Below are 26,553 nucleotides of genomic sequence, written 5' to 3' on the forward strand. Positions count from 1 at the left end.
GAGTCCATTCTCATTGAGTTGAAAGTCATTCTAAGTAAATAGTATAGTAAAGTATAATAACACGCTGTCTGATGTATCGGTGATGTCAGACGGGAAGCAATTGGATTACGAAACCGATGAATCGACAGAAGAACAGCGGGTATCGCGGGACGATGAGAGTGAGCTCCCGATCAAAGAGGGGGCAGTGTTTGGGGCCATCGCCGTACTCGCCACGTACCTGACTCACCTGCTGCTGACGATTATGACGACGGCAAGAATCAGTCCTGAGGCGGGTGTGGTGGGAAGTGGTGAAGATGCATCGTACGTCGTTACGGACATGGTGGCGTCTTGGAAAGCCGCAGGCTGGAGTTATCTCAGTGCGTTCGGTTCTGGATTCGAAGCCGAGGGAGAAAGTGCAGTGCTAAGTGCCGTCCCTAACCACGGTACTGCGTTCGTGAACGGTCCATTCGGGCTATCTGACCTGTTCCTCTTCCTCGTAACGCTCGGTGGTATCGTCGCCGCCGGATACGGGATCGCGCGATACACTGAGACTGATACTGCCACCGAGGCTGTGAAAACCAGTCTGACCGTCGTCCCGGCATACCTCGTGTTCGCTGCGATTGCCGCAGTCATGATGACCCACACGTTCACCGAAGATCCCGCTATCACAGCGTTCATCGGGGAAGCTACTGGTCACGCTAATGCTGCCGTCGGACTCGAAGTCAGCGACATCGTCACCGAAAACGGGTACAGCGATATTGCGTTCGGACCGTCGACAAGTAGCGCGATTCTCCTCGCTGGTCTCGTCGTTCCCGCTATCCTCGCCGCTATCGGTGGAGTGCTTACCAAGCCTCGAGACGCCCTCGAGACCGTGATGGCGAAAGTTCAGTAACTGGACTGCACAATCACCGACCGAGCTACCACGGAGCAGGGATAGTTCAGTACGCTACTGTATTCTCTTTCCGGGACGGCTACTGCGCCCAGACGTGTTGCGCTCGAGTAGTCACTGAAGAAACGGTCGGACACGATAGCGAGTGGCGCGAGCGCGTCGGGCGAGAAAATACACGGAGGAAAGCGGTTTCGGACGTGTACCGTCGAGTATCAGTACTGCTGTTCGTGGCCGTGATCGAACGAGACGTACTGTTCCGCGGTCGATCGGTCAGAGCGTCGGCGGTCGATCCAGTACAGCAGATCGGAGACGAACAGCGCGAGGTTTTCGCGGGCGAGTAGTTTCATCGAGACGCCCTGGGGCGAGCGGAACAGGGCGATCAACGACCACATCGAACCGGCGGCGAGCGCGCCCAACGCGGAGAAACTCATTCCGAGCGTGAAGAACGTCGTGCTGTAGACGAACCCGATCGTCATCGACGGGAGGCTCGTGCCGAGCGGAACCCGCGCGCTCGAGTCGCGTAGCGTCGGCGCGAGGAAGATAATCGAGAGGCCGCTTCCGAGCATGAATACGAGGTCTTGCCACATCATCATGATTACTTACTCGGCTATGAGTTAAAACTCTCTCGGTCGGGAAATCGGCAGTTAGCACGGACAGTCACTGAGTGCTGGCGGAATGTCGAAACCGGCGTCAGGAGGACGAAAAACACCGGAACCCGCAGAACGGTTCGACGGCGCAGGACCGCAACGAGCTATTACGCGGACGAAATCGGAAATGGTCCCGACGAATCAGTGCTCTGTGAGGACGGCCTCTTCGAGCAGCGTCTCGCGGGCCTCGGCCATCGACGTGACGACGACGTCACAGTGGGGTTCGACGGCGGGTTTCGGTTCGAAGCCGATCGCCAGCCCGGCGACCTCGAGCATTGGCAGGTCGTTGGCCCCGTCACCGACCGCGACGGTATCCGCGAGATCGACGCCGACGTCGTCCGCGAGGGCCGCGAGCGCATCGTCCTTGGTGCCCTCGATCAGCGGTCCCTCGACCGCACCGGTGAGTTCGTCCCCCTCGATCGGGAGTCGATTCGAAACGATGTGATCGACGGAGACACCCTCGCGCTCGAGGGCGGCCGCGACGCCGCGTTCGAACCCGCCCGTGAGGATGGCGGTCGTGACGCCGGCCGCGTTCAGTTCCTCGATGAGGTCGGCGGCCCCCTCACGGAGGACGACCTCGTCGAAGGCCGCGTCGGCCTCGGCCTGGGGTAGGCCCTCAAGCAGGGCCGCGCGCTTGCGCAGGCTCTCGGCGTACTCGATTTCATCGTTCATCGCGCGCTCGGTAATCTCGTCCATGTCGGCGGCGACGCCGCGGCGGTCGCCCAGCAGGACGGTCATCTCGGAGTCGGAAAGCGTCCCGTCGAAGTCGAAAGCGACGACTGTCATTGCTCGCCGATTATCGGTCACCGGATAAACCAGTTCAGGTTTCGTATCGCGTCGACATTCGTTTCGACACGTTGGATTATCGAAAGCTATTATCAATCGGTCTCCGTTGCCGAGCACATGTCGTCAGAGAGACGGTTCGAATACGATAAGGGGCCCGACCTCGAGGAGAAGGAAGAGGAGCCCGCCGCCGAGAACGATAGCGACGGCGACGGGAGTGATCCCGTCGACGCGCTGCCCCGCGGACGAACGCAGTTATCCGTTCCACCGTGGAAAGCCGGAGCCGTCTCGGGCGCGAGCGCCTTCGCGGTCGTTTTCGCGGTGACCTACCAGCTCGTCGGAGCGATGTTCGCAGGAGGACTGTTCGGCGGGGCGGAAGATCAACCGAGCAGATGGGTCGCGACGGGACTCTTGACGTTGGGGAGTCACGGCGCAACGATCGAACACGGTGAAGAGACGATACGAGGCGCGTTCGGATTCATTCGCGGCCTGACCAGCCACGTCTCGGCACTCGTCCCGATCGTCGTGCTGATGGTCGCCGGCTACCTCCTCGTGCGCTACGTCCGCCTCGAGACGCGTCAGGACGCCGGTCTCGCACTCGGTTCGCTGATCGCGTGTTATATCGTCCCGACTGCCGCACTGGCGGCGCTCGCACGCTGGACGCCCGAGACGGGCTCCAACAGCGCGCAGGAAGCCGAAACGATCGCTATCGCGACCGATCTCTCCCTCATCGTGGCGATCGGCGGAACGACGATCACGTTCGTCGCGATCGGGGCTGCCATCGCCGCCGTTCCGCGGTTGCTGGCCGCCGAGTGATCCTGAATCTCGACCGCACTGACACGGTTTGCGACACGCCATCGCTATCCCGCATCGCGATTTCGACAGACAGCGGTATTTTTTGCCGACCCCGACAACAACGGAAGGGTTTACGTTCTCCACACGGTTGTCTCGCGCATGAAGGTTCTCGTCACGGATCCGATCGCGGACGCGGGTCTGGACGTACTCAGAGATGCCGGCCACGACGTCGAAACGGGCTACGAACTCGAGGGCGACGACCTCCTCGAGGCGGTCTCGGACGCGAACGGACTGATCGTTCGCTCCGGGACCGAAGTCACCGAGGAAGTCCTCGCAGCCGCCGAGGAACTCGCGATCGTCGGCCGGGCCGGGATCGGCGTCGACAACATCGACATCGACGCCGCGACGGACAACGGCGTCATCGTCGCTAACGCCCCCGAAGGAAACGTTCGCGCGGCCGCCGAGCACACCGTCGCGATGACGTTCGCGAGCGCCCGGTCGATCCCGCAAGCCCACATCCGCCTGAAAAACGGCGAGTGGGCGAAAAGCGACTACCTCGGGACCGAACTCGACGGCAAGACGCTCGGCGTCGTCGGCCTCGGCCGCGTCGGTCAGGAAGTCGCCAAGAAACTCGACTCGCTGGGGATGGACATCGTCGCCTACGACCCCTACATCAGCGAGGAGCGCGCCGAGCGCATCGGCGCCGAGCTCGTCGAGTTCGATCCGTGCCTCGAGCGAGCCGACGTCCTGACCGTCCACACGCCGCTCACGCCGGAGACTGAGGGGCTGATCAGCGAGCCCGAACTCGATCAACTCGGCGACGGCTACCTCGTCAACTGCGCCCGCGGCGGTGTCGTCGACGAGGACGCACTGGCCGCCAAGGTCGAGGACGGTACCCTCGCCGGCGCGGCGATCGACGTCTTCGCCGAGGAACCGCTCTCGGCGGACTCGCCGCTGCTCGAGCACGACGACATCATCGTCACGCCCCACCTCGGTGCCTCGACGGAGGCCGCTCAGGAGAACGTCGCCACCTCGACGGCCGCGCAGGTCAACGCCGCGCTGGTCGGCGAGCCGGTCGCGAACGCGCTGAACGCGCCGTCGATCGACGAGAGCGCGTTCCCCCGCGTCGAGCCCTATATCGAGCTCGCAGAGACCGCCGGCAAGGTCGCCGCGCAGTTGCTCGAGGGCCGCATCGAGAACGTCGAAGTCGTCTACGAGGGCGACATCGCCGACGAGGACATCGAGTTCGTCACCGCGAGCGCACTCAAGGGCGTCTTCGAGCCCCTCGAGTGGCAGGTCAACGCCGTCAACGCGCCCCAGATCGCCGAGGATCGCGGCGTCGACGTCACCGAGTCCAAGACCCGACAGGCCGAAGACTTCCAGAGCCTGATCTCGGTGACCGTCAGCAACGACGACGATCAGGTCTCGGTCGACGGAACGCTCTTCGCCGGCGACGATCCGCGTATCGTTCGCATCGACGGCTACCGCGTCGACGCCATCCCCCACGGCCGGATGGTCGTCACCCGAAACACCGACGAACCCGGCGTCATCGGCCTCATCGGCTCCGTGATGGGCAAACACGGCGTCAACATCGCCGGCATGTTCAACGCCCGCGAGACCATCGGCGGCGAAGCGCTGACCGTCTACAACGTCGACAGCGAGGTCCCCGCCGAAGCGAAGGCGGAACTCGAGGAAGACGAGCGAGTCATCGGCGTCAGCGACATCACGCTGAACGGCCAGAGCTGAGCGGCGCAGACCAACTCCGATACTGCGGCTCCGACTTTCAGTTCGAAGAAATTAGAACGGCCGGTAGGACGACGGCGAGGAGCGGTACCGCTCGCCGATATCGTCGAATTCGAGCGAGTCGTGAGCACCTCGCCGCGGCAAAAGACCTATCGCTCGGACGAACGATGTTGCGCGTATGGACGACGACGTTTCGGTCGACTTCGGCGAGGACGGACTCGTCCCCGCCGTGGCACAGGATACCGACTCTGGCGAGGTGCTCATGCTCGCGTACGTCTCGCCGGAGGCGCTCGAGCGGACCCGCGAGACCGGCCGAGCGCACTACTACTCCCGGAGCCGGGAGGAGCTCTGGGAGAAGGGAGCGACGAGCGGCCACGTGCAGAATGTCGCGGAGGTCCGGGTCGACTGCGACGCCGACACCCTCCTCTATCTGGTCGACCAGGAGGGCGGCGCGTGCCACACCGGCCACCGATCGTGTTTCTACCGGACGATAGAAGGCGAGAACGTCGGCGAGAAAGTGTTCGATCCCGATGCCGTCTACGAGTGAGATGAGCGAGCGCGTCCACTCCGCCGACGGCCGCTCGAACGACAGTGTCGGAAGGGGCGACGGTCCGGCTCCGCTCGAGGCCCTCGAGGCCGCCCGCCAGCGGCTCGAAACGGCCGACCGGCGAATCGCGGAGCACGACGAGGAAACCGTCGAAGAAGTCGCGGCGGCCCACCGAGACGCGACCAAGCTATTGGACGACTACGTCGACCGAGCGACCGGAACTGGCCGGGAGAACTTCCAAGCCTACATCGAACTCGAGGGGAAGTTCGACGGGCTCGTCTCGAGCCTCTCCGACGACCTCGTCGAGTACGAGGCGTTCGAGGACTCCCTCGAGGCGATCGACAAGCGCCGGCTCAGCGAGTCGGACTTCGAGCGCGCTCGTGAGGCCCTCGCACCGGCCGCCGAGTACGCCGACCTGCTCGAGGAACGCGAGGCCGCCCGCGAGGAGGTAGCGGAGGCTCGCAAAGCCGCGAACAAACGCCTGCGGGCGCTCGACGACGAAATCGCCGAGCGCGAACGGCTGCTCGAGCTGGCGACGGCCGATCTCGACGCGCCGGTCGAGCGGCTCCGGGAGCCGATCGATCGCTACAACGAGGCCGTCCGCGAGGCCTTTCGGGAGTACCGGCTCGCCGCCAGCGCGCGCGAGGTGTTCGACCTGCTCGAGCGGAGCGCGTGGTATCCGTTCGTGACCTACGAGCAGCCGCCCGACGATCTGCTGGGGTACGTCCGCGAGAATCCGGCGGGCGAGTACACGATTCCGGAATTGCTCGATTATGCGGACTACTCCCGGTCGAAGCTCTCTCACTACGTCGACAGCGCGGACGAACTCAAGCGCAACGTCGCGACCCAGCAGACGTACCTCGACGGCATCGACGCCGAACCGCTGACGATCGACTGGCCGCCGGAGCCGGCCGGCGCGCTCCGCCGTCGGCTCCGAGAGTACCGCCCGTTCGTCGCCCGAATCGCCGACGAAGCCGTCGTTTCGGCCCTTCGCGAGGCCCGCCTGCTCGCGACCGATCCCGACTACGACCGGCTCCAGACCGCGGCCCAGGCGGTCGCTCAGCTCACGCCCGCCGAACGCGAGCGACTGACCGACGGTCGCGTCGAGGACGAACTCGAGGAGTTACGGGCCGAGCGGGAGCGACTTGAGGACGCGCTCGAAGTCGACGATCCGGTCTGAGCGCCGATCGGCCTCGAATCCGAATTCTCACTGCACCGTCGCCCCCGTACTTTAGCCGACGCCGGCCGAAGGTCGCGTATGACCAGACACGTTCTCGTCCCGATGGACGGCTCCGACCCGGCGCGAGCGGCCCTCGAGCACGCCCTCGAGTGGGTTCCCGCCGATCGACTGACGGTCGTCTTCGCGGTCGACGACCTCGAGGCGGACTACGGCAGCGTCGTCTCGGGTGACGACGAGCCCGACTTCTTCGCCGACGTCCACGAAATCGCCGACGAGTACGACAGATCGGTCGAGACGACCGTCGCCGAAGGGTCGGGGGTGGCGGACGCGATTCTCGAGTACGCGACCGAATCGGATGTCGATGCGATCGTCATGGGCAGTGAGGGAAAAGCCGGCGTCTCGAGGATGCTGCTCGGCAGCGTCGCGGAGGCGGTCACGCGGCGCGCGGAGATTCCGGTCACGATCGTTCCGTGACGGATAGCCGTAGCCGTTTAAGAGAGATGGTTGTCGAAGGAGTGTCCTGCTATCGTGGCAACACGGGATCGCCACGCCCTCCCCAGCCGATTTCTCCTCACGGGCGCGCAGCGCCCGTTCGGATGGTTCGCGGGACCTCCGGTCCCGCGCTAACGCTCGTTCGCTACGCTCACTCGCTCATCCAATGGAAGACGCATACGCGTCTTCCGAGCCTTTGCTCACTCCGTTCGCAAAGACCTCACACAGCATCGTGCCGCGGTTCATTGGCATTCACCGCGGCCCAGCGTGCGCCACCGCACGCTGGTCGACCAGTGAGGGAAAGACGAAGGTTTCCGTCTCGAGCCTTCGAGCGGCGGTAAAAACGATTTTAGACGTCGGCTTTCGCATCGGCCAGCGCGTCGTACATGTCGTCGACGAGTTCCTCGGCGCGGTCGCCGTCGCGGGCCTCGGCGTAAATCCGGACGAGCGGTTCGGTGCCCGATGGGCGGGCGAGTACCCACGCGTCGCCGTGATCCAGCCGATACCCGTCGCGGGTGTTGAGTTCGGCGTCGGACGACTGCGCGTGGTTGGCCGCCGCGTCGAGCATCGCGTCGCGCTCGGCCGTCGACTCGTACGCGACGTTGCGCCGCACGTTGACGTAGCCGTCGAAGGGCGCGACGATCTCGCTGACCGGTCGCTCGGCGACCAACTCGAGGAAGCGCGCGGCCGTGTAGGCACCATCGCGCGAGAGCCGGTAGTGCGGGAAGAAGATCCCGCCGTTGCCCTCGCCCGCGACCGGCACGCGCTCGCCGTTGGCCTCGAGTTCCTCGATGCGGGTGATGATGTTCGTCGACCCGATCGGGGTCAACTCGAGTTCGGCCCCGGCCTGGGTGACCACGTCGACGAGCCGCTGGGAGACGTTGACCGCGGAGACGGTGGTGTCGCCGGCCTCGAGCTCGGCGGCGGCGAGCGCGGCGAGCGTGGCGTCGCCCTCGACGTAGTCGCCGTTCTCGTCGAAGAAGATCGCGCGGTCGGCGTCGCCGTCGTGGGCGATGCCGACGTCGGCGTCGGTCGCGCGGACGAGTCGGCCGAGGTCCGCGAGGTTGTTCGGAACCGGTTCGGGGTCGCGGCCGGGGAAGTGACCGTCGGGCTGGGCGTTGACGGTGACGACGCGACAGCCGAGTTTCCGGAAGAACTCGGGACTGGTCAGCGATCCCGCACCGTGGCCCGGATCCAGTGCGACGGTGAGGTCCGCGTCGGCGATCGACTCCTGATCGGACGCCGCGAGCAGTTCATCGACGTACTCCCGTCTGACGCCGTCGATCTCGCGGACGCGTCCCGTCTCGTCCCAGGAGGCGACGGCGAACGACTCCGTGAGCAGCGTCTCCTCGATCGTCTCGAGATCGGTGACTGAGAGTTCGACGCCGTCGCTCCCGATGAGTTTGACGCCGTTGTACGGCGGCGGGTTGTGCGAGGCCGTGATGACCACGACCGGCACCCCTTCGCGTTCGGCGTACGCCTGTGCCCCTGGTGTGGGAACGATTCCGAGACGATCGACATCGATTCCCGTACTCGCCAGCCCGCTGGCGGCCGCGTCGGCCAGCATCCGGCCGGTGTGACGAGTGTCGCGGGCGATGGCAACTCGGTCCCCACCGTGACCGTCGCCCCAGGTCGTCCCTGCCGCTTTCGCGACGCGCAGGACGAACGCGGGCGTCAACTCCTCGTTTGCGACGCCCCGCGTCCCACTCGATCCGAAGACTTGCATCACGTGCTACTCTAACCGGACTCCTCAAAGGGATTCCGCAAACGAACGCCGACGCAGCGGTCGCTGTCCGCTCTCGGCCGCACGTGACGGAACGTTTTCGGCCCACCCCCACTACGTTCCCGTATGGATTCGATCGAGGAAAAACGCGTCTACGGCGACCGCGACGGGGCGATCACCGCCTACGTCGCCAGCGCGATGGGTATCGTCCGCGTCCGCGTCGCCGGCGACACCGTCGGCGAGTTCGGCCTCTGCGAACGCTGTTCGGCCCATGATATCGCAGCGGGCCGCGACGCGGTGGCCATCGCGACCGACGAGGACGTCCGCGTGCTCGCGCTCGAGGACGAAGCGGGAACAGACCGCGACGATGACGCGCCGGTCGCGTCCGAGGAGGCGGCGTTCGTCGAGACGGGGTTCGGCCCGGCGGTCGCCGTCGGCTACGACGAGGACGGCGACCTGCTCGCGGCCGATTCGGACGGCCGTGTCGCGTGTCGAGCCGCCGGATCAAATGAGTGGACCACGCTCGCGGACGAAACCGTCGCGGCGGTGCGGGCGATCGACGGCGGCCTCGTCGGGACCGAGGACGGGGTCTACCGCGTACAGGACGGTGAACTCGATCACGCCGGGCTGACGGACGTGCGCGACGTCTCGGCTTCCGGCGCGCCGCTCGCCGCCACCGCGGACGGGCTCTACAAGCTCGGTAACGGCTGGATGGCGGTTCTCGAGGGGGCGTTCGAGACCGTAGACGCCGATCCGCGCTCGGAGCCGGGACGGCTCGTCCGCGCCAATGCGGTCACGGACGAGTCGATCTATGAGTACGCGGCCGACGACGACGCGTGGCGCGAATTCGATCGCTCGAACGAACCCGTGGTCGGATTCGGCTACGCCGGGACGACCTACGCCGTCACGGAACATGGGACGTTCCTCGCGGCGAGCGGCGGAACGTGGCGAACGCGAACGCTCGGTGTCAGAGACGTGACGGGGATCGCGGTTCCGCGACGGGAGTGAGATCGCCCGTCCGGGATGTCGGCGAGTGAGAAACGCTAAGACCGCCGGATCGGGTGCGATGTCTGACGGACGTTTAACTATACGGGATTATTCTCTCTGGATATATGATCAAGCTACCACGACGACGACTGCTGGCCGCGACCGGCACCGTACTCACGGGTGCGGTCGCCGGCTGTATGGGCAGTGACGAGGACACGGGGAACGAGAATGGAAACGGAAACGGGGACGACGATGGGGACGGATCCACTGCTCCCGAAACCAAATCAACCGACGCGACGAGCGGCACGCTCCTCGGGGAAATCTCCGTCGAGAATCTCAACAACGAGCCACACACCGTCGACGTCATCGTCGAGTTCGACGACGATCCCGAACACTGGTCGACCCACGAACTCGCGGCCGACAGCGGCGCGGAGCTCGAGCGAAACTGGTCGACCGAACCGGGAGCGTTCAACGTCATGTTTCGTCTCGACGGCGGAGAGCCGGTTCAGGTCACGCCGGCGAAGTGGAACGATCCGACCTGCATCAACGTCTTCGCGCTGGTCACTCGCAACGGCGAACTGAAGATACTGAGCGACACCGACGGCGGCGCGTGCGGCGACGGCGATGCGACGGTCGACGACGCCGAAGCGTGATTCGATCGGTACGTCGGCGGGTGATCGGCGTCCGACTCGCGATCCGAGAACGAAAACTGGTTTAGCCCCCGGGCTGTCCCACCGACTATGATCGTCAGCGGATCCGCGTCGCAGGCTCTCGCCGCGGCACTCGCCCGCGAACTCGAGGAACCACTCGCCGCCGTCGAATACGACCGCTTTCCCGACGGCGAACTGCTCGCGGCCGTTCCGGGGCTGGCCGACGCCGATCCGGATCGGGCGGTGATCGTCGCCTCGACCGTCTCGAGCGATGCCCACCTCGAGGTGCTCCAGTTACAGGACGCCGCCCGCGAGGCCGGCGTCGAGGAGGTCGTCACCGTCCTGCCGTACATGGGCTACGCTCGGCAGGACGAAGCCTTCGAGGCGGGCCATCCCGTCTCCGCACGAGCGGTTGCCCGCGCGATCTCGACCGGAACGGACCGCGTGCTCACCGTCAATCCCCACGAGGCCGGCATCTGCGAGTTCTTCGAACCGACGGCGACGGCTGTCGACGCGGCGGGCCGACTGGCCGAGCCGCTCCCCGACGACCTCGCGGATCCGGTCTTTCTCTCCCCCGACGCGGGGGCGATCGAGCTCGCCGAAACGGTGCGGGACGCCGCCGGCGCGGGCGAAACCGACTACTTCGAGAAGACCCGTCACTCCGGTACCGACGTCGAAATCTCACCGAGCGACGTCGACGTGGCCGGCCGCGACGTCGTCGTGGTCGACGACATCATCGCGACGGGGTCGACGATGAGCGAAGCCGTCGCCGTCCTCCGGGAGCGGGACGTCGGCCGGGTGTTCGTCACCTGCGTCCACCCGCTGCTGGCTTGCAACGCCGTCACGAAGCTCTCGCGGGCCGGCGTCGAAGCGATCTACGGCACCGACACCATCGAGCGCGGGGTCAGCACCGTCTCGGTCGCACCGACCATCGCGACACACCTGTAAGTAAACGGTTAAGTAGTCTCCAGCTAGTGGTTTAGTTGTTAGCGCGTGGCACGAGACGTCTCGACCGCGTGAGACGCCCGAATAACGGATTGAACTGCTAGATGCACGGAATCGTCCACAAAACCCTCAAAGAGTACGTCGTCGACCTGACCGACGACGAGACGTGGGATACGATCGTCGAGCGTGCCGGCCTCGAGCCGAAGCTATACCTTCCAGTCACGCACTACGAGGACAGCGAGATCGACGCCATCCTCGAGACGCTGAGCGCGATGGCCACCCAGAACAGACGCGCGATCGAACGCGACTTCGGGCGGACGCTCGCGCCCGAACTGTTGTCGACGTTCGGCGCACACTTCCGTCGCGACTGGGACCTGCCGGAACTACTCGACGCATTCGAGGATGTCTCCGGGAACGTCGAAGGCGCGACGGACGGCGCCTTGCTCCCCGATCTCTCCTGTCGCCACGAGTCGGACGCTGCCGCGATCGTCACGTACGAAACCGACCGCGACAACCGGTACTGCGGGCTGGCTCACGGAATTCTCGAGGGTATCGTCGCTTCGTTCGATGCCGATGCAACCGTCACGGAACCGACCTGCGTCACCGACGGTGCCGACGCGTGTCAGTTCCGCGTCGACCTCGAATCGTAACCGTTCTCCGACGAGTCAACCGTCGCCGAGAGTAACCACTGACAGCTGACAGTCAGTATCCAGTCGGTCGCACGGTAGCTGTGCGATCAGTGTGTGAATCGGTTCAGTTGGTGCGATCTCTCTCGAACCGAGTGCCAAGAGCTGAATCGACAATCGCTACTTCCGAACGAGTTCGTCGATAGCGAGGAGCGCACGGTGCGTGCGGTGATCGGGTGTAGCCGTAGACAACAGCTTCCCAGTCAGCTACTCGCGGTCAGCGACGATGAGCCAGTAACACCCCGGAAACGGCCAGTACGAGGGCGGCGAGGGCTGCCGAGACGCCGAATCCGGGGACCCCGTCGGGCGCCGCGGCCGGGCCACCACCGACGCGAACGGTGGCGGTCCGCTCACCGACGGCGATCTGGTACCGGCCCGCCTCGTCGAACTGGAGAGCCGCTTCGACCGTCTTCGACTCACCGGGACGGAGCGCAACGGGCCGCTCGGCGACGACGCCGTCGGCGGTCCGGAACTCGATGACGGCCGCCGCCGGTCGGTCGTCCGCGGAGTCGATCGTCGCGGTCGCCGTCACCGACTCGCCGGGATCGATCGTCTCGGACGAGAGCCGGAAATCGGAGACGGTCACGCTCGCGGCCGAACGGACGACGGCGGTCAGCCGTTCTGAACCGATTCGAACCGTGTACTCGCCGGGTTTCGACGGCGTCCACGAGAGGCGGTGACTCGTCCCCGCGCCGGGCGCGAGCCGTCCCTGCTCGTGATCGACTACCCGGCCGTCGACCTGCAGGGTCGCGTCGTAGGTCCCCTCGCGATCGCCGACGTTGTCGACCGCGACCGGAACCGAGACGGATTCGCCGGCCGGGACCGCAATCACGTTACCGCTCTCGCCGCCAGCCTCGCCCGTTTTCGACGATTTCCAGACCGGCCACTGCTGTCCCGCAACGTCGATCGACTCGCTTTCCAGCCCGTACTCGAAGTCCGCGACGGCCTGCTCGAAGGCCGCCCTGTGCTGGCTCCGACTCCACATTTCGGGGATTGACTCGGTTCGGGTGTACCGTTCGGCGGCGCTCCGAACGTCCGTCCCGCCGGCCTCCTCGAGGAGGCGGAGGAAGTCCGCCTCGGTGATCTCACCCTCGTGGGCGTTCAGCGAACGAAAGATATCTTCGAGGGTCCGATCGCCGTCGGTCGCGAGCCGCAGTCGGCGGTCGAGCTCGCCGTAGACGAGCGCCCCCCTCGCGTAGTGGGTGTCCGGGTCGTTCCACGTCGATCGATCGATCAGTACCCCGTCGGCGTACCGCGACCGCTCCCCCCGCTCGAGGAGGCCGCTGAAGTCCCCGAAATCGGTGCGGCCAGTCTCGAGGGCGAGCAAACCGGCGTAGTAGTCGGCTTGGGCCTCGACGAGCCACTCCACTTCGGCGGCGGTGTCGGCGTCCGAATGCGAGAAGTCCTGGCGAACGTGGACGTACTCGTGGAGCCAGACCGGGTTCGGTTCGTCGAGCGTGGCGTCGTCGACGACCCACGCGTCCGATCGGCCGTACTTGATCCCCCGCGGCCCCCAATCGACGTCGCTGGGCACCGCGACGACGAACACCTCGTCACTTCGCATTCCGACGTCGAGTCGGCTGCTCGCGTCCGTCAGCGCCGCCAGGACCGCTTCGGGAGACTCCCGCAGGTTCGTGGCGTCGGGGACGACCAGCCTGACCGTCTCTCCGTCGACGTCTCGCTGGTACTCCGCGACCTCGCCGAAGAAGGCGATGTCGCCGCCGGTCGCACCCGACCCGTCGACGCGGACCGACTTTTCGATGCCGACCGGCTGGGTGCGGCGCAGCGAGATGCTGACATCGGGCACCTGAACGACGCCCCAGTTACCGGTGTCGACGAACGTGTATCCGTCGCGGGCCGTTCCGACCCCTCGAGTGGCGTCCCCTCGCCGATCCGCCGGCATCGTGTACCGAATCGTCGGCGTATCTGTCGACTCGGTCCACTCGTAGGTCCGCTCGTCCGTCCGCTCGAATCCCGTCGCGGACTCGACGATCGCATCCTTCTGGAGTTGGATCTCGAGTTTCGTGACGGGGTCAGGGACGGTGAACGTCGTTTCCGCCTCGAACAGGTCGGGCTCCGCCGGACGGTGCCGAAGGACGGTCGTCCGGTGGAGGACGTCAGCGGAGTCGGCCGTCGCGGCCACCGATTCGGCGCTCGTTCCGGCCGAGACGAGCGACTCGCTGGGACCGCCCTCGAGACCAGACGTCGCCCCGGAATCCGCGGTTCGTGCCGGCTCGAGCGCACCGACGCCGGCCGGGAGACTTCCGACGAGCAAGGCGACGAACACCAGAACGGCGACCCGAGACTTCACTAGGCATTGCTGGTAAGTCAGCGCTCAATACGTTTATGGCAGTGACACTGTCACGTCTCTGAGAATCAGACGTAAACGAGAACGAACCTGAATGCAAAAACTTGGACCAAAAAGCAGAACGGTCGGCTTCGCCTCCCGTTCTGAGAAACGTCTCAAAACATCTAGTTGCGCTAATCCGACGCTTCCGCGGCCGCCAGCGGCTCGAGCGCGATCTCCATCGTCACACCTTCGACGTCCCACTCCTTCCGGTGACCGTCCTCGACCGCACGGCGTTCGTCGGCGCGAACCTCCTCGTTGATCAGGTCTTCGTGGTCCGCGACGAGATCGGCGATGCGGTCGTCGTCGATCTCGAGATCGAGGGCGATCCGCTCTTCGACGTCGAGATCGAGATCCTTGCGCATCTCCTGCACCCGGCGGATGACCTCGCGGGCGTAGCCCTCGCTCTCGATGTCGTCGGTCAGCGAGGCGTCGACGTAGGCCACGCCGCGGTCGTCGCCGTCGATGCCGAAGGCGGTTCCGGCGACGCCGTCGGGCGTCTGGGTGACGAACGAAACCATCTCGTCGGTGATCTCCTCGCCTTCTTCGAGGACGTCGTCGACGGCGTCCCCGATCGCCTCGAGGCTCGGCTCGTCGATGCGGGCCTCGTTGAGCGCGTTCATGACCCGCCCGGCGCGGTCGCCAAAGGCCGGCCCGAGTTCGCTCATGTCCGCTTCGGCGCTGTATGCGAGTTCGCCCCAGCGGTCGTCGGGTGAGACCAGTTCGATCTCTCGGGCGTTGAGCCGGTCCTCGAGGAGGCCGGTGTGGCGCTCGACGGCGTCGACGACCCGCTGGTCGTCGGCGGCGACGACGACGCGCGGCACGGGCCAGCGCAGCTTGCGGCCGGCCTGCTGGCGCGCGTTCGCGCCGGCTTCCTCGATTCCGCGGAGGATGGCGACGTCCTCCTCGAGCTGTTCGTCCTCCCAGTAGTCGTCGACTGCGGGCCAGTCTTCCATGTGGACGGTGTCGAACCCGTCGTCGTCGGTGAGCGTGCCGTAGATCTGCTCGCTGATGAACGGCGCGTACGGCGCGAGCAGCGCGACGCTCTCCCGGAGCACCCGATAGATCGTCGCGTAGGCCGCCGTCTTCGAGCCGCTGTCCGCTTCGTCCCACATCCGTTCGCGGACCGCCTGCACGTAGAATCGCGAGACGTCCTCAACGACGAACTCGATGAGCGCGTCGACCGCCCTGTCCTGGCGGAACTCCTCGAGGTGGTCGGTCATCTCGGCCTTCGTGGACTGCAGCCGGGCGAGCACCCACTCGTCGATGAGCTCGAGGTCGTCGTCGACTTCGTCCAGCGTCGTCTCCTGCGGGTCGAACTCGTCGAGGCGCATGTACGGCAGCGGGAACCGGAAGACGTTCCACAGCGTTCGGAGGTGGTTCTCCATCGTCTGCATGCCGTCCCAGGAGAAGCGCATGTCGTCGCCCTGGGGGTTGTTCGACAAGAGGAACAGCCGCATGGTGTCCCGTCCGTGGCGGTCGATCGCCTCGTGGGGATCGATCAGGATGTCCTTGGACTTGCTCATCGCGCGGCCGTCGGGCATCAGCGCGTGGCCGTGCATCAGGACCTCCTGATACGGGCTCTCGCCGAGCGCGGCGGTGCCCATCCCCAGCTGGGACCAGAACCAGCCCCGGGTCTGGTCGTGGGCCTCGAGGATGAGGTCGGCGGGCCAGAGTTCGTCGAACCGGCTGTCGTCCGCGGGGTAGTTCAGCGTCCCCCACGACGCGACGGAGGAGTCGAGCCAGACGTCGAACACGTCGGGGACGCGGGTGTAGGTGGTGTCCCCGTCGGTGATCGTCAGGTCGTCGACCGTGTCCTTATGGAGGTCGACCGCGTCGGGATCGACGTCCTGATCGACGCGCTCGGCGAGTTCCTCGCGCGTGGAGACGACGATCATATCTTCGTCGTCGTCCCGGTCTTCCGGCGTCCAGATCGGCAGCGGAATGCCCCAGTAGCGCTGTCGGGAGACGTTCCAGTCGGGAGCCTCCTCGACGAAGTCGCGGAACCGGTTGTCGCGAGCCCACTCGGGGTGCCACTCGCTGTCCTCGATGTTCTCGAGGAGGTCGTCTTTGATGTCCGTGATCGTGATGAACCACTGGTCGGTGACGATCTGGAGGATCCCCGTGTCACAGCGCCAGCAGTGGCCGTAACTGTGCCGGACGGTGCCGGAGGCGAGCAGCGCGCCGTTCTCGTCCAGATCGGCCGTGATCTCGTCGTCCGCGTCCTTGACGAACTGGCCCTCGTATTTGCCCGCTTCCGCGGTGTAAACGCCGTCGCCACCGACCGGACAGAAGATCGGGAAGCCGAGTTCGCGGCCGCGCTCGAAGTCCACCTCACCGTGGCCGGGCGCGGAGTGGACGAGCCCGGTTCCGTCGCCGTCGGTGTCGACGTAGTCGGCGGCGTAGACCTCGAGCGCACCCTCGTGGTCCGGATGATCGGGTACCTCGTCGTCCAGCGGGTGCTCGTAGGACCAACCGATCAGGTCCTCCCCGCTGACTTCTTCCTCAACCTCGTAGTCGTCGTAGCGGCCCTCCCGCAGGACCTCCTCGTGTTTCGCTTCGGCGAGATAGAGCAGTTCCTCCTCGCCGTCCTTTTCGGCGCGAACGCCGACGTAGTCGCCGTCCTCGTCGACCGCGACGAAGGTGTTCGCCGGGACCGTCCACGGGGTCGTCGTCCAGATGACGAGCGAGCCCTCGCGATCCTCGAGGTCGAATTTGACGTAAATCGAGGGGTCCTCGACGTCTTCGTACTCGACCTCGTTGTTCGCGATGGCGGTCTCACAGCGCGGACACTGCGAAATGGAGCGGTGGCCCTTCTCGACCAAGCCGCGGTCGGCGGCCTTCGAAAAGCCCCACCAGGCGGCCTCCATGTACTCCGGGCTGACCGTTCGGTAGGGGTCCTCCCAGTCCATCCAGACGCCGAAGTCCTGAAAGTCGGATTGGAGCCCCTCGAGTTGCTCGTCGGCGTAGTCCTTGCACTCCTGGATGAAGTTCTCCTCGCCGAACTCCTCGATGTCCTTCTTGTTCTCGAAGCCCAGTCGCTCCTCGACGCGGGTCTCGATCGGGAGCCCGTGCATGTCGTAGCCCGGCCGATCGGTGACATCGTACCCCTGCATCCGCAGGAAGCGGATGTAGACGTCCTTCAGCGACTTGTTCCAGGTGGTTCCCATGTGTGCCGATCCCGACGTGTACGGCGGGCCGTCGACGAAGAAGTAGGACTCACCGTCCGCTCGGTGCTCGACCGTCTGCTCGTAGGCGTCGACGTCGTCCCAGTACTCGAAGACCCACTGCTCGAGTTCGTGTGGGTCGTACTGGTCGTCGACCTCGCCGAACCTGCTCATACCTGATCTAATCGCCTCCGGCAGTAAAGAGGAATCGATATTGCAGGTCGCTCGCGTCGTCGGTACCTCGAGAAACCGAACGCTGTCAGTGGCTGCTCAGACGTACTTCGAGAGGACCTTCTGGTAGCCCAGTCCGTACGCGCCAGCATAGAGCATGACGCCGCCGAGAAGGGCCATCCACATCGCGATCATCGCCTCGCCGCCCCCGAGGTGCTGGAGGCTCGCCTGTTCGACGAGGATGCCGCCGACCGTCAACACGCCGGCGACGACGGTGTAGACGACCAGTAAGAGTGCTTCTACGAGTAGTTCCGGATCGAACGTTGGCATTAGCACTCTTCTACCCACCCGCTCAAGGTAAATCTGTCCCCTCGCGCGTGACGCGACCTGACCAACGCTGGGATGGCGCGGACCGACTCGCATATACCGTCTCGGACGTATCTCAGTATGTGCCTGCGACCGACCCCGATACCGACGCCGGGCCCGATTCGGCGACCGCAGAATCTCCGGCCTATCCGAGCGATCGAAACGTCCTCGAGTCCGATTGCACCCGCTGTCCGGCCCTCGCCGAGAGCCGCGAGTGCATTTCGTGGGGGACCGGCGACCTCGACGCTGACGTCGTGGTCGTCGGCGAGGCCCCGGGTCACGGCAACCCCGACGCCGACCCCTGGCGGGGCGGCAACTGGACCGGCAAGGCCTACACCTCGAGACACTCCGGCCGACGCATCCGTCGGATGGTCGAGAGGGTCGGCTACGGCGACGACGCCTACTATACGAACGCGGTGAAGTGTTTTCCCGCCGATCCCGACGATCAGTCAAGCAATCGCGAGCCCACCCCCGAGGAGCGCGCGAACTGCCGGACTCATCTCCTGACCGAACTCGAGGAGATCGATCCGACGGTCGTGCTCGCGACGGGAAAGCACGCGACGAAGACCGTACTCGCGGCCGAAGATCGGACGCTCGAGGGATTCATCGACACCGTGCTCGAGCCGGTGCGGTGCGAGCGACTCGATGTCTGGCTCGTTCCGATTCTGCACCCTTCATATCAGGACGTCTGGATCGGCCGGCTCGGATTCGAGCCCGAGGAGTACCTCGAGGCGATCGGCGAGACGCTGAACGAGCTGTGTGAACCTTCAAGCGAGCGATAGCAGGCTGCGGTGCGGTTAAAACAGGCTGCTGGGCAGCGGGTTCTATCCCTATCGCACTACCGCTTTCGCCGTCCGGCGCACGACCGAAACCGGCAATCGATTCGAGTAGTCGGGTAACCTTCATACGGCGAGCCGACACACACTCGCGTATGAGTACGATCTTCAGCCAGATCGTGGAGGGAGAGATTCCCGCCCGGATCGTGTACGAGGACGAGACGACGATCGCCTTCCTGGATGCCAATCCGCTGGCACCGGGCCACACGCTGGTGATCCCCAAAGACGAGTACGAGCGGCTGAACGACGTCCCCGAGGACGTCGCCGCGGACCTCTACGCGACGATTCATCGCATGGTTCCCGCCGTCGAGGAGGCTGTCGACGCCGACGCGACCACCGTCGCGTTCAACAACGGCGAGGAAGCCGGACAGGAAGTCCCCCACGTTCACTGCCACATCGTCCCCCGCTTCGAGGGCGACGGCGGCGGTCCCATTCACGCCATGTTCGGCGGCCCGGCCGATCTGGAGGACGACGAACTCGACGAGATCGCGGACGAAATCGAGTCTCGAGCCTGAGACGGTCTGCTGTAACGATTTACCGGAGCAACCGCAGGACGATTCGCGGTTGCTCCGGAAATGACTGACAGCAGTCCGTATGACTCGATCGGTGAACGACGCGGTCTCGACGGTGCCGTGACGTTTTTACTCTCCGCGCGTGAGCCTCGCGTATGACCCTCGCCGGCGTCGTCGCCCAGTTGCGCGCCCACCCCGTCGCCACGGTCCTCGAGCTGGGCAGCGTCCTCGTCTGTTGCCTGCTGTTCGCCGGAACGTTCGTCCTCCTCTCGAGTGGCGCGCCGATCGGCAGGGGCGATCCGTGGCTGGCGCTGATCGGTGTCGGTGTCGCGTTTGTCCTATTCTGGACGGTTCTGGTCCCGCTTTACGAGCGAACGTTATAGAGGGGTCAGTAGCAGTAGTCGCGACTGTGACTTCGGTCTCCGGAGAGCACTCCGCAGCCGAGTTGGTGGTCTATAAAGTACAATTGTTTGTTGAGCGGAATATCTTGATAGAGTCTGGTCAGAAAAAGCGTCCTGCTATCGTGGCAACACGGAGGAGCCACGCCCTCCCCAGCCGATTCACTCGGTCACTGCGTTCCCTCGTTCATCCCTCGCACGGCATCGAGCCGCGGTTCACCGATAGTTCACCGCGGCACAGCGCGCGCCACCGCACATCGAGTGGTTAGTTGGGAGCGAGACGGAGTCTTCCGTTAGAACAGCGTGCCCAACAACAAATCGCCGTAGACCAGCGCGATCACCAGCCCGGCGAACACCGGGACGAGGAACGGCGTTCCCGGCGAGATCCAGACCGTCTCTTCCGTCGCGAGCACCTCGAGTCCCTCACGGAGCGTCTCCGGCGTCGTTCCGTACGCCGAGCCGTCGATGTCCTCGAGGAAGGCGTCGGCACCCCACGGATCGTCGTACTCGGGCGCGTCCGAGTCCGCCGCGGGTTCAGGGACAGCGTCGTCGGCGTCCGACTCGAGCGTCCCACCGTCGCCGCGTGGCTGTACGGCCGCAGTCACCGCGCCGTCGGTCGGCGGATTCGGCTCGGCGGGCAGCGTCGTCGGATCGCGGTACCGCTCGGGATCCTCGCGTACGTCGGCCAGCGAGAGTCCGCGCCAGCGGAGGTACATCCGGAGCGCGTCGAGGTCGAGACCGCCTCGAGAGAGTCCCGCCGGCGTCTCGAGCAGGCGGCCGTGGGTCTTCGGAATCCGCTCCCAGGAGACGGGCCAGCCGACGAACATGACCGGGGCGATTCGTCCCGCGGCGGCGTTTCGAATCGCGAGGGCGAGCGGCAGCGCGATCCCCACCAGAACGGCGTTGGTCAGGATCGTAAACGAGAACGTGCCGATGTCGGTCGTCCCGGCGGTCGGGAACGACCACGATCCGAGCGCGTACTCGGGAAAGGTCGGAAAGAGAACGGCCAACACGAGTAGCGCTTTCGCGTCGGCCCCGCCGAAACCGCCGAACCACCAGAACAGGTAGGCGATCGGAACGACCAGTCCCAGACTGATCGCCGTCGGAATCAGAAACTCGTAGGTCCAGGCGTTCCCGCCGGCGCTCCAGGCGAGCCAGCCGTCCCAGCCCAACAACACGGCTCCGAGCAGAGAGAGCGGGATCCAGACGGTACTCGAGACGCGTCTGGTCTCGATATCGCGGTAGGCGGTCCAGGCGAAGACGGGAACGGCGACGAGTCGGAGCAGATCCGGCGCCGTCCCGATGGCACCAACGAGCGTCACGACCGTTTCTCCGAAGCGCGGTGCCGTTACGTTTTCGGCCCGTTCGGAACCGACTCTCGTTACTCGGTCCGCGCTTGAGCGCGTCGGACCGGAGCTGACGGTCGTCGCGGTCGTGTTCGAAACGGCCCTTCTGCGGGGGATAATCCGATGAAAAGTGAACGTCTATCCGTTTGCACTGATAAGCACCGCGCATGAGGGAAGGCGCGGCGTTTTCGACCCTGTACGTCGGCGTGCTGCTCGCGGTTCCGGGGCTACTCGCCTGGGTAACCGGGCAGGCGTTTATCTTTCCGAGTTTAGGGCCCTCCGCTTTTCTGTTAGCGACGGTTCGAGAGGGCGAGGTGACCGCGCCTCGACGAGTGATCGGCGGTCACTGTATCGGCGTCGTGGCCGGTCTGGTCGCATATCACGCGCTCGCACCGGATCTCGGCGTGAGCGTGACCACGGCCGCGCCGGTGCTCGCGACCGCACAGCTTCGGTTCGTCGCCAGCGGTGTGGTCGCCGTCGTCCTCACCTCGGGTGGGATGCTCGCGACCGAGACGGTCCACCCGCCCGCCTGTGCGACGACGCTGATCGTCTCGCTCGGACTCCTCTCCTCGATCGTCGACGGGGCGCTCATCGTATTCGCCGTCGTCGTCCTCGTCGCTGCGCACAAACTCGTGATGCACGGGCGGTCGTTCGGTGACTACGTTCCGCTCGGGCAGTAACCGCGGCAGTCCCGTCGAAAGTTGGCGGAGGCAAACAAATACCAGCGACAGGCTATGGTGCGTCGCTGAACTCGTCGAACAGCGCTGCGACCCGTCCTTCGATCTCGTCGCGGATCTCGCGGACTCGCTCGAGGTCGCGACCGTCGGGATCCTCGAGCGCCCAGTCGCGGATCGCCACGTCCGCGCCGACGTCGCCGACCTCGAGCGTCGAACAGCCCATCGTCGCGACGTAGTCACACGACCGAAGCTCCTCGAGCGTGATCTCTCGGGGCGTTCGGTCGGCGATATCGAACCCCGCCTCGTCCATCACTTCGATCACTTCCTCGTGAACCCCGTCGGCGGGATGGGTGCCGCCGGTCAGGATTTCGACGCGGTCCTCGAGGCCGCGTCGGGCGCGTTCGCGCTCGGCGAACGCGGTCGACAGCTGGGAGCGGCCGGCGTTCTGGACGCACATGAAGGCGATACGAATCGGCTCGTCCGGCGTAGAGGTTGGTGACATGATCGTGGTCGGGGTGGGTGTCAGTCGTCGGTGGGTCAGTCTGGTGTCAGTCGTCGGTGGGTCAGTCTGGTGTCAGTCGTCGGTGGCTCAGTCGTCGGTGGATGAGTCGTCGGTGGATGAGTCGGGCGTCGTCGTCCCGAGGCTACCGCTATCGGATCCGCTCCAGTCGAACCGGCGCCGGAAGAACAGCGCGACGTTGACCAGCGCGAGTAACACTGGAACTTCGATAAGCGGGCCGATGACGGTCGCGAAGGCGACGCCGGAACCGACGCCGAACACCGCCACGGCGACGGCGATGGCCAGTTCGAAGTTGTTCGACGCGGCGGTGAAGCCGATCGCGGTCGTCGTCGAGTAGTCGGCACCGATCCCGCGTCCCATGCCGAAGCTCACGAGGAACATGACGACGAAATAGATCGTCAGCGGGACGGCGATCAGGAGGACGTCCCCCGGCGCGGCGACGATGGTCTCGCCCTGCGTGGCGAACATCACGACGATGGTGAACAGGAGTGCGACGAGCGTCAGCGGGTCGATTGTGGGGACGAACGAGTCGTCGTACCACTCCTCGCCTCTGGTCCGAGTTCCGGCGTAACGGGTGAGAAAGCCGGCGGCGAAGGGAATCCCGAGGAAGATCACGATGGCCTCGAACACCTGCACGGGCGAGACGTCGAAGGTCGTGATCCCGGCGACGAGCGTCTCCATGCCCAGCAGCGGCGGGAGGAAGAGCCCGAAGAACCAGATGTAGACCCCGTAGGTAACAATCTGGAAGAGGCTGTTGAACGCGACCAGTCCGGTCACGTACTCGGTCGACCCCTCCGCGAGTTCATTCCAGACGAGCACCATCGCGATACACCGGGCCATCCCGATGAAGACGAGTCCGAGGAAGTACTCGGGACGAGCCGGGAGTCCGGGAACGAGCCCGCCGAAGAAAACGACCGCCAGCCCGAACATCAGCGTCGGGCCGATGAGCCAGTTCTGGAGCAGGCTCAGTCCGAGCACCCGCCAGTTGCCGAACACCGTCGGGAGCCGCGAGTAGTCCGCCTTCGCCAGCGGCGGATACATCATCGCCACGAGTCCGATCTCCACGAGGTGAAGGTCCCGAATCGGCTCGGTCACTGCCGGCGCGACGTATCCCAGCCCGACGCCGACGGCCATCGCCGCGAAGATCCACACGGTCAGATACTTGTCCAGGAAGTCCATCGACCGCGGATCGCCGCAGCTCTCACAGCCGCAGTTCGGTCCGTGCTCGTGGACTGCGTTACTCATCTCCCACGCTTCCCTCGAGGACGGTCACGAGGGCCACCGCCCGGTTCGTCGCCCGATACTTCTTCCAGCGGCCGTCCTTCCGGCCGTCGACGAGCCCCGCGTCGACGAGTTGGGAGAGGGCGTGGCTGAGTCCGCTCTCGGTCACGTCGACGACCGCGTTCAGTTCGCAGACGCAGAGCTCCTCCCCCGCCGCGACGAGGACCCGCACGAGCGTGTACCGCGTCTCGTTCGCCAGCGCCGAGAGTACCGCGAGTTCGGCGTCGATCTGGTCCGCACCGAGCGCCGCCTCGAGCGTCTCGAGTTCCCCGAGCCGCCGATTGACGTCCTCGTCGCGGCAGGCCTCGAGTTCGTCCTCGAGATATCGTTGTAGCCGTTCCGTCGCGTGTGCCATCAGCAGTTAGTTGAGAGACTGTTCAAGTAATAGTTTCGGTTAGAACCTGTATAGCCAGCTATATAGCGGTTGGTACCGCTTTTACGCAGAATTGTAAAATTGGTTGTTGAGTACTTTCGCAAGTGAAGATGGTGTGGCAACCCCATTCACGACAACCACCACGCAGCACTCGAATCGGGCCAAGGGGCGAGAAGAACTGCACAGTGACCGAGCGATGACTGGGAGTGAACGACTCTCTCAGTCTCACTCGAGCGTCACAAAAACGAACAGACGGCCGGATCACCGTCCATTCGATTCGGACGGCAGAACGGCGAACCGGGTGGTAGTCGGATGGTACGGTTTGGCGGAAGATGTGAAAATACGCCCCGGAGACGGGGGAAGACGATCGCACGTCGAACCCGCTGGTCGCGGTTTAAATGACGCGGTTCTGCAGGTAGTCGAGGTGCTTTGCGTTGTACACGATCTTGACCTCGTCGGTTTCGGCCGATCCGATACAGGTCAGGCGGACGTCCTTCTCCTCGACTTCTTCGTCGGAGAGGATCTGCTGCATGTCCATCTGGATCTCTCCCTCGAAGACGATCGCGGCACAGTTCGCACAGGCACCGGCGCGACACGAGAAGGGCCAGTCGTAGCCCTGTGCTTCGGCCGCCTCGAGGATGTATTCGCCCTCGGCGACGTCGAGCGTGCCGTAGTCCTCCTCGTCGAGGCCGGCATCAGCGGCCTCGCCGAAGAGGTCGTCGTCGTCCATGTCCCAGCCCTGGTCGTCCAGTACTTCGTAATTGAGGTATTCTACCGTGGGCATCACTCTGCGGTTCGTGGCCCGCATTGGTATAGCTTGCTGTTCAGTCCGCAATCAGCTTTGGAACAGAAGTGACCAATTCGAAGGAAAGAATGCGCCGATTCGGTACAAGATCGTGAATCGAACGGGAGAGAAAAAAGAAATGTTCGAACGTAGTCGCAGTACCGGGGCGTTTGTTGCCGGGTTCGGAACTGGTGTCGTGATTCTGACTGGCAGCACGGACACGGACGGAGTCTCACGGCTACCCACTACGCCGTTGTGACAGTCGAACGGGACCGAAAGCAGTCGGTTAGCGGCCCGTCAAAAGCCGAATATCGGCACGAATCGAAACGTGAGATAGGCACCGATCGTCGAGATCGCTGGCACGACGTTCTGCATGAGGATGACGCGGGCCGTCGTCGAGGGATCGAACAGGTCCGACGCCTGAGGGATATCTTCGGGCTCTTCCTCGCCGATCTGGGGGGAGCGTTCGCCCTCCTCCTCGGCGGTCAGCGCACCGACCGAAACGCGCGTTTCCTCGCCGGCTCTGACTCCCGACAGGGTCGTCGTTCGAGTGGCCCGTCCCCAGCCCAGCCCGACGATGCTCATCGTCGCGATGACGACGAAGCTCGCGGGGATACCGATCGACGAGAGCCCCACGACGATCCCCGAACTGATCACGGCGACCACGATCGCCGCCGTCAGCGGGAGGTTCGTGATGTCGTTCCCGAGCGTGTCGAGGGTGCGGCGAGCGATGGTAAAGCACCCGACCGCGACCGCCGCCGACCCGATCAGGATCAGCGGCACCATGTCGACGTCACCGGTGCCGTAGATCGGCGCGATCGCGTTGGCAATGTTACTCGTCCCCGATGCGAAACCCATCAAACAGCCGATACCGACGACGATCATCGCACCCGTGATTTCCCGACGAGTGGCGTCAGCGCCGAATCGGAGTCGCGGGGCGAGCCCCGATCGGTCGATCGTGACCATCGGCCGCCCCTCCTGCGTCCCTTCGATGGCGACCCACGCGTTGATTCGGGGGTAGAAGTACCGCCCGACGACGCCGGCGACCCAGAAGCCGGTGATCGGTGCCACGACCCACCAGATGACGATTTCGCCCAGTACCTCGAGGTCGAGTTCGCCGGTCGCAAAGCCCAGCGCGGCGATCGCTCCGACCGCGGTCATCGACGTCGAGGCGGGGACGCCGGCGTAGTTGCCGACGAACAGCGCGCCGCCGATGAAAAAGAGGACGGCGACGTTCGAGCGCAGCGTGAAGATCGAGGTGTCGGTGACGAGTTCTTCACCGAGCGTGGTGACGACCTGTGGGCCGATGGTGTAGGCCCCGACGAAGAAGAAAATCGACATCAGTCCGGCGGCCATCACCTTCGTGATCACGTTCGCGCCGACAGCCGGCCCGAAAGCGGGACCGGTCGTCGACCCACCGATGTTGTAGCCGACGAAGATCGCCGTGAGTATCCCTATGATAAGCAGTACTTCCGGCACGTTCAGTAGTCACGCGAGCCGACCCTAAAAACGCGACTATTCACGGTCGGTTCGTCGAGTTGTCAGTTGCCGGTACACCGACCGAAACTAGAGGGAAGTGACCCGCTCGAGCGTCGTATCGATGGCTCAGAAATACACCACTCGAACGGACACGAGCCAAAGCAATCGGGGCGAAAACGCCAGCGGCAACGCTCGGCTATGACCTGCGATCCCAAAGGGTTTCACCGAATCGGACCGTGTAGTATAACAT

26 protein-coding genes are annotated in these 26,553 nt (G+C 65.0%); 14 read left to right on the forward strand and 12 right to left on the reverse strand.

Going from position 1 to position 26,553, the window contains the following annotated elements; all coding sequences use genetic code 11:
• Positions 1 to 82 precede the first annotated feature (82 nt).
• Positions 83 to 871: a DUF7978 family protein gene (locus HYG81_RS28965; protein WP_180839572.1), complete on the forward strand. Its 789-nt coding sequence runs from the start codon at positions 83 to 85 to the stop codon at positions 869 to 871.
• Between the two features lie 209 nt (positions 872 to 1,080).
• Here HYG81_RS28965 and HYG81_RS28970 read toward each other — a convergent pair whose 3' ends face one another.
• Both HYG81_RS28970 and serB read right to left on the reverse strand, forming a co-directional pair.
• Positions 1,081 to 1,458, reverse strand: coding sequence for a hypothetical protein (locus HYG81_RS28970; RefSeq protein WP_180839573.1), 378 nt, complete (start codon positions 1,456 to 1,458; stop codon positions 1,081 to 1,083).
• 198 nt (positions 1,459 to 1,656) lie between these two features.
• Positions 1,657 to 2,301 carry a phosphoserine phosphatase SerB gene (gene serB, locus HYG81_RS28975; protein WP_180839574.1) on the reverse strand — a complete coding sequence of 215 codons (645 nt, stop codon included), beginning with the start codon at positions 2,299 to 2,301 and terminating at the stop codon, positions 1,657 to 1,659.
• A 117-nt stretch (positions 2,302 to 2,418) separates the two neighbouring features.
• On the opposite strand from serB, the gene HYG81_RS28980 reads away from it, so the two are divergent.
• The 5 genes from HYG81_RS28980 (at position 2,419) to HYG81_RS29000 (ending at position 7,037) form a co-directional block, all read left to right on the forward strand.
• On the forward strand, positions 2,419 to 3,114 hold the full coding sequence (locus HYG81_RS28980; protein WP_180839575.1) for a DUF7978 family protein: 696 nt from the start codon (positions 2,419 to 2,421) through the stop codon (positions 3,112 to 3,114).
• 138 nt (positions 3,115 to 3,252) lie between these two features.
• Entirely contained in the window at positions 3,253 to 4,839 is a 1,587-nt protein-coding gene (gene serA, locus HYG81_RS28985; protein WP_180839576.1) for a phosphoglycerate dehydrogenase, read from the forward strand.
• Positions 4,840 to 5,014: 175 nt separating this feature from the next.
• A complete protein-coding gene (hisI, locus tag HYG81_RS28990; RefSeq protein WP_180839577.1) occupies positions 5,015 to 5,383 on the forward strand; it encodes a phosphoribosyl-AMP cyclohydrolase in 369 nt (122 codons plus the stop codon).
• 1 nt (position 5,384) lies between these two features.
• On the forward strand, positions 5,385 to 6,563 hold the full coding sequence (locus HYG81_RS28995; protein ID WP_180839578.1) for a DUF7118 family protein: 1,179 nt from the start codon (positions 5,385 to 5,387) through the stop codon (positions 6,561 to 6,563).
• Between the two features lie 78 nt (positions 6,564 to 6,641).
• Positions 6,642 to 7,037: a universal stress protein gene (locus tag HYG81_RS29000; protein WP_180839579.1), complete on the forward strand. Its 396-nt coding sequence runs from the start codon at positions 6,642 to 6,644 to the stop codon at positions 7,035 to 7,037.
• A gap of 367 nt (positions 7,038 to 7,404) precedes the next feature.
• Here HYG81_RS29000 and glmM read toward each other — a convergent pair whose 3' ends face one another.
• On the reverse strand, positions 7,405 to 8,781 hold the full coding sequence (glmM, locus tag HYG81_RS29005) for a phosphoglucosamine mutase (protein ID WP_180839580.1): 1,377 nt from the start codon (positions 8,779 to 8,781) through the stop codon (positions 7,405 to 7,407).
• Positions 8,782 to 8,904: 123 nt separating this feature from the next.
• Between glmM and HYG81_RS29010 the strand changes: the two genes are divergently transcribed.
• From HYG81_RS29010 to HYG81_RS29025, 4 genes are all read left to right on the forward strand, one after another.
• On the forward strand, positions 8,905 to 9,786 hold the full coding sequence (locus HYG81_RS29010) for an HVO_0234 family beta-propeller protein (RefSeq protein ID WP_180839581.1): 882 nt from the start codon (positions 8,905 to 8,907) through the stop codon (positions 9,784 to 9,786).
• A gap of 104 nt (positions 9,787 to 9,890) precedes the next feature.
• Positions 9,891 to 10,418, forward strand: coding sequence for a hypothetical protein (locus HYG81_RS29015; protein ID WP_180839582.1), 528 nt, complete (start codon positions 9,891 to 9,893; stop codon positions 10,416 to 10,418).
• A gap of 87 nt (positions 10,419 to 10,505) precedes the next feature.
• The gene (locus HYG81_RS29020) at positions 10,506 to 11,363 is read left to right on the forward strand and encodes a ribose-phosphate diphosphokinase (RefSeq protein ID WP_180839583.1); all 858 of its coding nucleotides are present in this window, start codon (positions 10,506 to 10,508) and stop codon (positions 11,361 to 11,363) included.
• Positions 11,364 to 11,464: 101 nt separating this feature from the next.
• Positions 11,465 to 12,010 (forward strand): heme NO-binding domain-containing protein, encoded by a 546-nt coding sequence (locus HYG81_RS29025; protein WP_180839584.1) that lies wholly within the window; start codon positions 11,465 to 11,467, stop codon positions 12,008 to 12,010.
• A gap of 253 nt (positions 12,011 to 12,263) precedes the next feature.
• Here the strand turns inward: HYG81_RS29025 and HYG81_RS29030 are convergent, their stop codons facing one another.
• The 3 genes from HYG81_RS29030 to HYG81_RS29040 form a co-directional block, all read right to left on the reverse strand.
• The gene (locus tag HYG81_RS29030; RefSeq protein ID WP_180839585.1) at positions 12,264 to 14,357 is read right to left on the reverse strand and encodes a hypothetical protein; all 2,094 of its coding nucleotides are present in this window, start codon (positions 14,355 to 14,357) and stop codon (positions 12,264 to 12,266) included.
• Between the two features lie 170 nt (positions 14,358 to 14,527).
• Positions 14,528 to 17,734, reverse strand: coding sequence for an isoleucine--tRNA ligase (gene ileS, locus HYG81_RS29035; protein ID WP_180839586.1), 3,207 nt, complete (start codon positions 17,732 to 17,734; stop codon positions 14,528 to 14,530).
• Positions 17,735 to 17,830: 96 nt separating this feature from the next.
• The gene (locus tag HYG81_RS29040) at positions 17,831 to 18,061 is read right to left on the reverse strand and encodes a DUF8151 family protein (RefSeq protein ID WP_180839587.1); all 231 of its coding nucleotides are present in this window, start codon (positions 18,059 to 18,061) and stop codon (positions 17,831 to 17,833) included.
• Positions 18,062 to 18,180: 119 nt separating this feature from the next.
• On the opposite strand from HYG81_RS29040, the gene HYG81_RS29045 reads away from it, so the two are divergent.
• The 3 genes from HYG81_RS29045 (at position 18,181) to HYG81_RS29055 (ending at position 19,828) form a co-directional block, all read left to right on the forward strand.
• Positions 18,181 to 18,879, forward strand: coding sequence for a uracil-DNA glycosylase (locus tag HYG81_RS29045; RefSeq protein ID WP_180839588.1), 699 nt, complete (start codon positions 18,181 to 18,183; stop codon positions 18,877 to 18,879).
• 149 nt (positions 18,880 to 19,028) lie between these two features.
• Positions 19,029 to 19,448, forward strand: coding sequence for an HIT family protein (locus HYG81_RS29050; protein WP_180839589.1), 420 nt, complete (start codon positions 19,029 to 19,031; stop codon positions 19,446 to 19,448).
• Positions 19,449 to 19,600: 152 nt separating this feature from the next.
• On the forward strand, positions 19,601 to 19,828 hold the full coding sequence (locus HYG81_RS29055) for a hypothetical protein (protein ID WP_180839590.1): 228 nt from the start codon (positions 19,601 to 19,603) through the stop codon (positions 19,826 to 19,828).
• 308 nt (positions 19,829 to 20,136) lie between these two features.
• On the opposite strand, the gene HYG81_RS29060 is transcribed toward HYG81_RS29055, so the two are convergent.
• The gene (locus tag HYG81_RS29060) at positions 20,137 to 21,165 is read right to left on the reverse strand and encodes an A24 family peptidase (protein ID WP_180839591.1); all 1,029 of its coding nucleotides are present in this window, start codon (positions 21,163 to 21,165) and stop codon (positions 20,137 to 20,139) included.
• Positions 21,166 to 21,356: 191 nt separating this feature from the next.
• Here HYG81_RS29060 and HYG81_RS29065 point away from each other — a divergent pair, with 191 nt between their 5' ends.
• A complete protein-coding gene (locus HYG81_RS29065; protein WP_180839592.1) occupies positions 21,357 to 21,869 on the forward strand; it encodes an HPP family protein in 513 nt (170 codons plus the stop codon).
• A gap of 52 nt (positions 21,870 to 21,921) precedes the next feature.
• Here HYG81_RS29065 and HYG81_RS29070 read toward each other — a convergent pair whose 3' ends face one another.
• The 5 genes from HYG81_RS29070 to HYG81_RS29090 all read right to left on the reverse strand — a co-directional run bounded on the left by HYG81_RS29070 (position 21,922) and on the right by HYG81_RS29090 (position 26,303).
• Complete coding sequence (locus HYG81_RS29070) at positions 21,922 to 22,368, reverse strand: low molecular weight phosphatase family protein (protein WP_180839593.1); 447 nt, start codon at positions 22,366 to 22,368, stop codon at positions 21,922 to 21,924.
• A gap of 87 nt (positions 22,369 to 22,455) precedes the next feature.
• Positions 22,456 to 23,631 (reverse strand): ACR3 family arsenite efflux transporter, encoded by a 1,176-nt coding sequence (gene arsB, locus HYG81_RS29075; protein WP_180839594.1) that lies wholly within the window; start codon positions 23,629 to 23,631, stop codon positions 22,456 to 22,458.
• Positions 23,624 to 24,022: an ArsR/SmtB family transcription factor gene (locus HYG81_RS29080; protein WP_180839595.1), complete on the reverse strand. Its 399-nt coding sequence runs from the start codon at positions 24,020 to 24,022 to the stop codon at positions 23,624 to 23,626. Before HYG81_RS29080 ends, arsB begins: the two co-directional genes overlap by 8 nt.
• 412 nt (positions 24,023 to 24,434) lie before the next feature.
• A complete protein-coding gene (gene fer, locus HYG81_RS29085) occupies positions 24,435 to 24,824 on the reverse strand; it encodes a ferredoxin Fer (protein ID WP_180839596.1) in 390 nt (129 codons plus the stop codon).
• Between the two features lie 297 nt (positions 24,825 to 25,121).
• On the reverse strand, positions 25,122 to 26,303 hold the full coding sequence (locus HYG81_RS29090; RefSeq protein WP_180839597.1) for an inorganic phosphate transporter: 1,182 nt from the start codon (positions 26,301 to 26,303) through the stop codon (positions 25,122 to 25,124).
• Positions 26,304 to 26,553: the final 250 nt, after the last annotated feature.

The organism is Natrinema zhouii (assembly GCF_013456555.2).
GTDB classification, from domain to species: domain Archaea; phylum Halobacteriota; class Halobacteria; order Halobacteriales; family Natrialbaceae; genus Natrinema; species Natrinema zhouii.

Excerpts from the sequence above, each read along its gene's own strand:
- fer (WP_180839596.1), bottom strand. The coding sequence starts at position 24,824 with ATGCCCACGGTAGAATACCTCAATTACGAAGTACTGGACGACCAGGGC.
- HYG81_RS29055 (WP_180839590.1), top strand. The coding sequence starts at position 19,601 with ATGACCCTCGCCGGCGTCGTCGCCCAGTTGCGCGCCCACCCCGTCGCC.
- HYG81_RS29000 (WP_180839579.1), top strand. The coding sequence starts at position 6,642 with ATGACCAGACACGTTCTCGTCCCGATGGACGGCTCCGACCCGGCGCGA.
- serB (WP_180839574.1), bottom strand. The coding sequence starts at position 2,301 with ATGACAGTCGTCGCTTTCGACTTCGACGGGACGCTTTCCGACTCCGAG.
- ileS (WP_180839586.1), bottom strand. The coding sequence starts at position 17,734 with ATGAGCAGGTTCGGCGAGGTCGACGACCAGTACGACCCACACGAACTC.
- HYG81_RS29010 (WP_180839581.1), top strand. The coding sequence starts at position 8,905 with ATGGATTCGATCGAGGAAAAACGCGTCTACGGCGACCGCGACGGGGCG.
- serA (WP_180839576.1), top strand. The coding sequence starts at position 3,253 with ATGAAGGTTCTCGTCACGGATCCGATCGCGGACGCGGGTCTGGACGTA.
- HYG81_RS28965 (WP_180839572.1), top strand. The coding sequence starts at position 83 with ATGTCAGACGGGAAGCAATTGGATTACGAAACCGATGAATCGACAGAA.
- HYG81_RS29065 (WP_180839592.1), top strand. The coding sequence starts at position 21,357 with ATGAGGGAAGGCGCGGCGTTTTCGACCCTGTACGTCGGCGTGCTGCTC.
- HYG81_RS28995 (WP_180839578.1), top strand. The coding sequence starts at position 5,385 with ATGAGCGAGCGCGTCCACTCCGCCGACGGCCGCTCGAACGACAGTGTC.
- HYG81_RS29080 (WP_180839595.1), bottom strand. The coding sequence starts at position 24,022 with ATGGCACACGCGACGGAACGGCTACAACGATATCTCGAGGACGAACTC.
- HYG81_RS29050 (WP_180839589.1), top strand. The coding sequence starts at position 19,029 with ATGAGTACGATCTTCAGCCAGATCGTGGAGGGAGAGATTCCCGCCCGG.
- hisI (WP_180839577.1), top strand. The coding sequence starts at position 5,015 with ATGGACGACGACGTTTCGGTCGACTTCGGCGAGGACGGACTCGTCCCC.
- arsB (WP_180839594.1), bottom strand. The coding sequence starts at position 23,631 with ATGAGTAACGCAGTCCACGAGCACGGACCGAACTGCGGCTGTGAGAGC.
- HYG81_RS29015 (WP_180839582.1), top strand. The coding sequence starts at position 9,891 with ATGATCAAGCTACCACGACGACGACTGCTGGCCGCGACCGGCACCGTA.
- HYG81_RS29025 (WP_180839584.1), top strand. The coding sequence starts at position 11,465 with ATGCACGGAATCGTCCACAAAACCCTCAAAGAGTACGTCGTCGACCTG.
- glmM (WP_180839580.1), bottom strand. The coding sequence starts at position 8,781 with ATGCAAGTCTTCGGATCGAGTGGGACGCGGGGCGTCGCAAACGAGGAG.
- HYG81_RS29040 (WP_180839587.1), bottom strand. The coding sequence starts at position 18,061 with ATGCCAACGTTCGATCCGGAACTACTCGTAGAAGCACTCTTACTGGTC.
- HYG81_RS29020 (WP_180839583.1), top strand. The coding sequence starts at position 10,506 with ATGATCGTCAGCGGATCCGCGTCGCAGGCTCTCGCCGCGGCACTCGCC.
- HYG81_RS28980 (WP_180839575.1), top strand. The coding sequence starts at position 2,419 with ATGTCGTCAGAGAGACGGTTCGAATACGATAAGGGGCCCGACCTCGAG.
- HYG81_RS29070 (WP_180839593.1), bottom strand. The coding sequence starts at position 22,368 with ATGTCACCAACCTCTACGCCGGACGAGCCGATTCGTATCGCCTTCATG.
- HYG81_RS28970 (WP_180839573.1), bottom strand. The coding sequence starts at position 1,458 with ATGATGTGGCAAGACCTCGTATTCATGCTCGGAAGCGGCCTCTCGATT.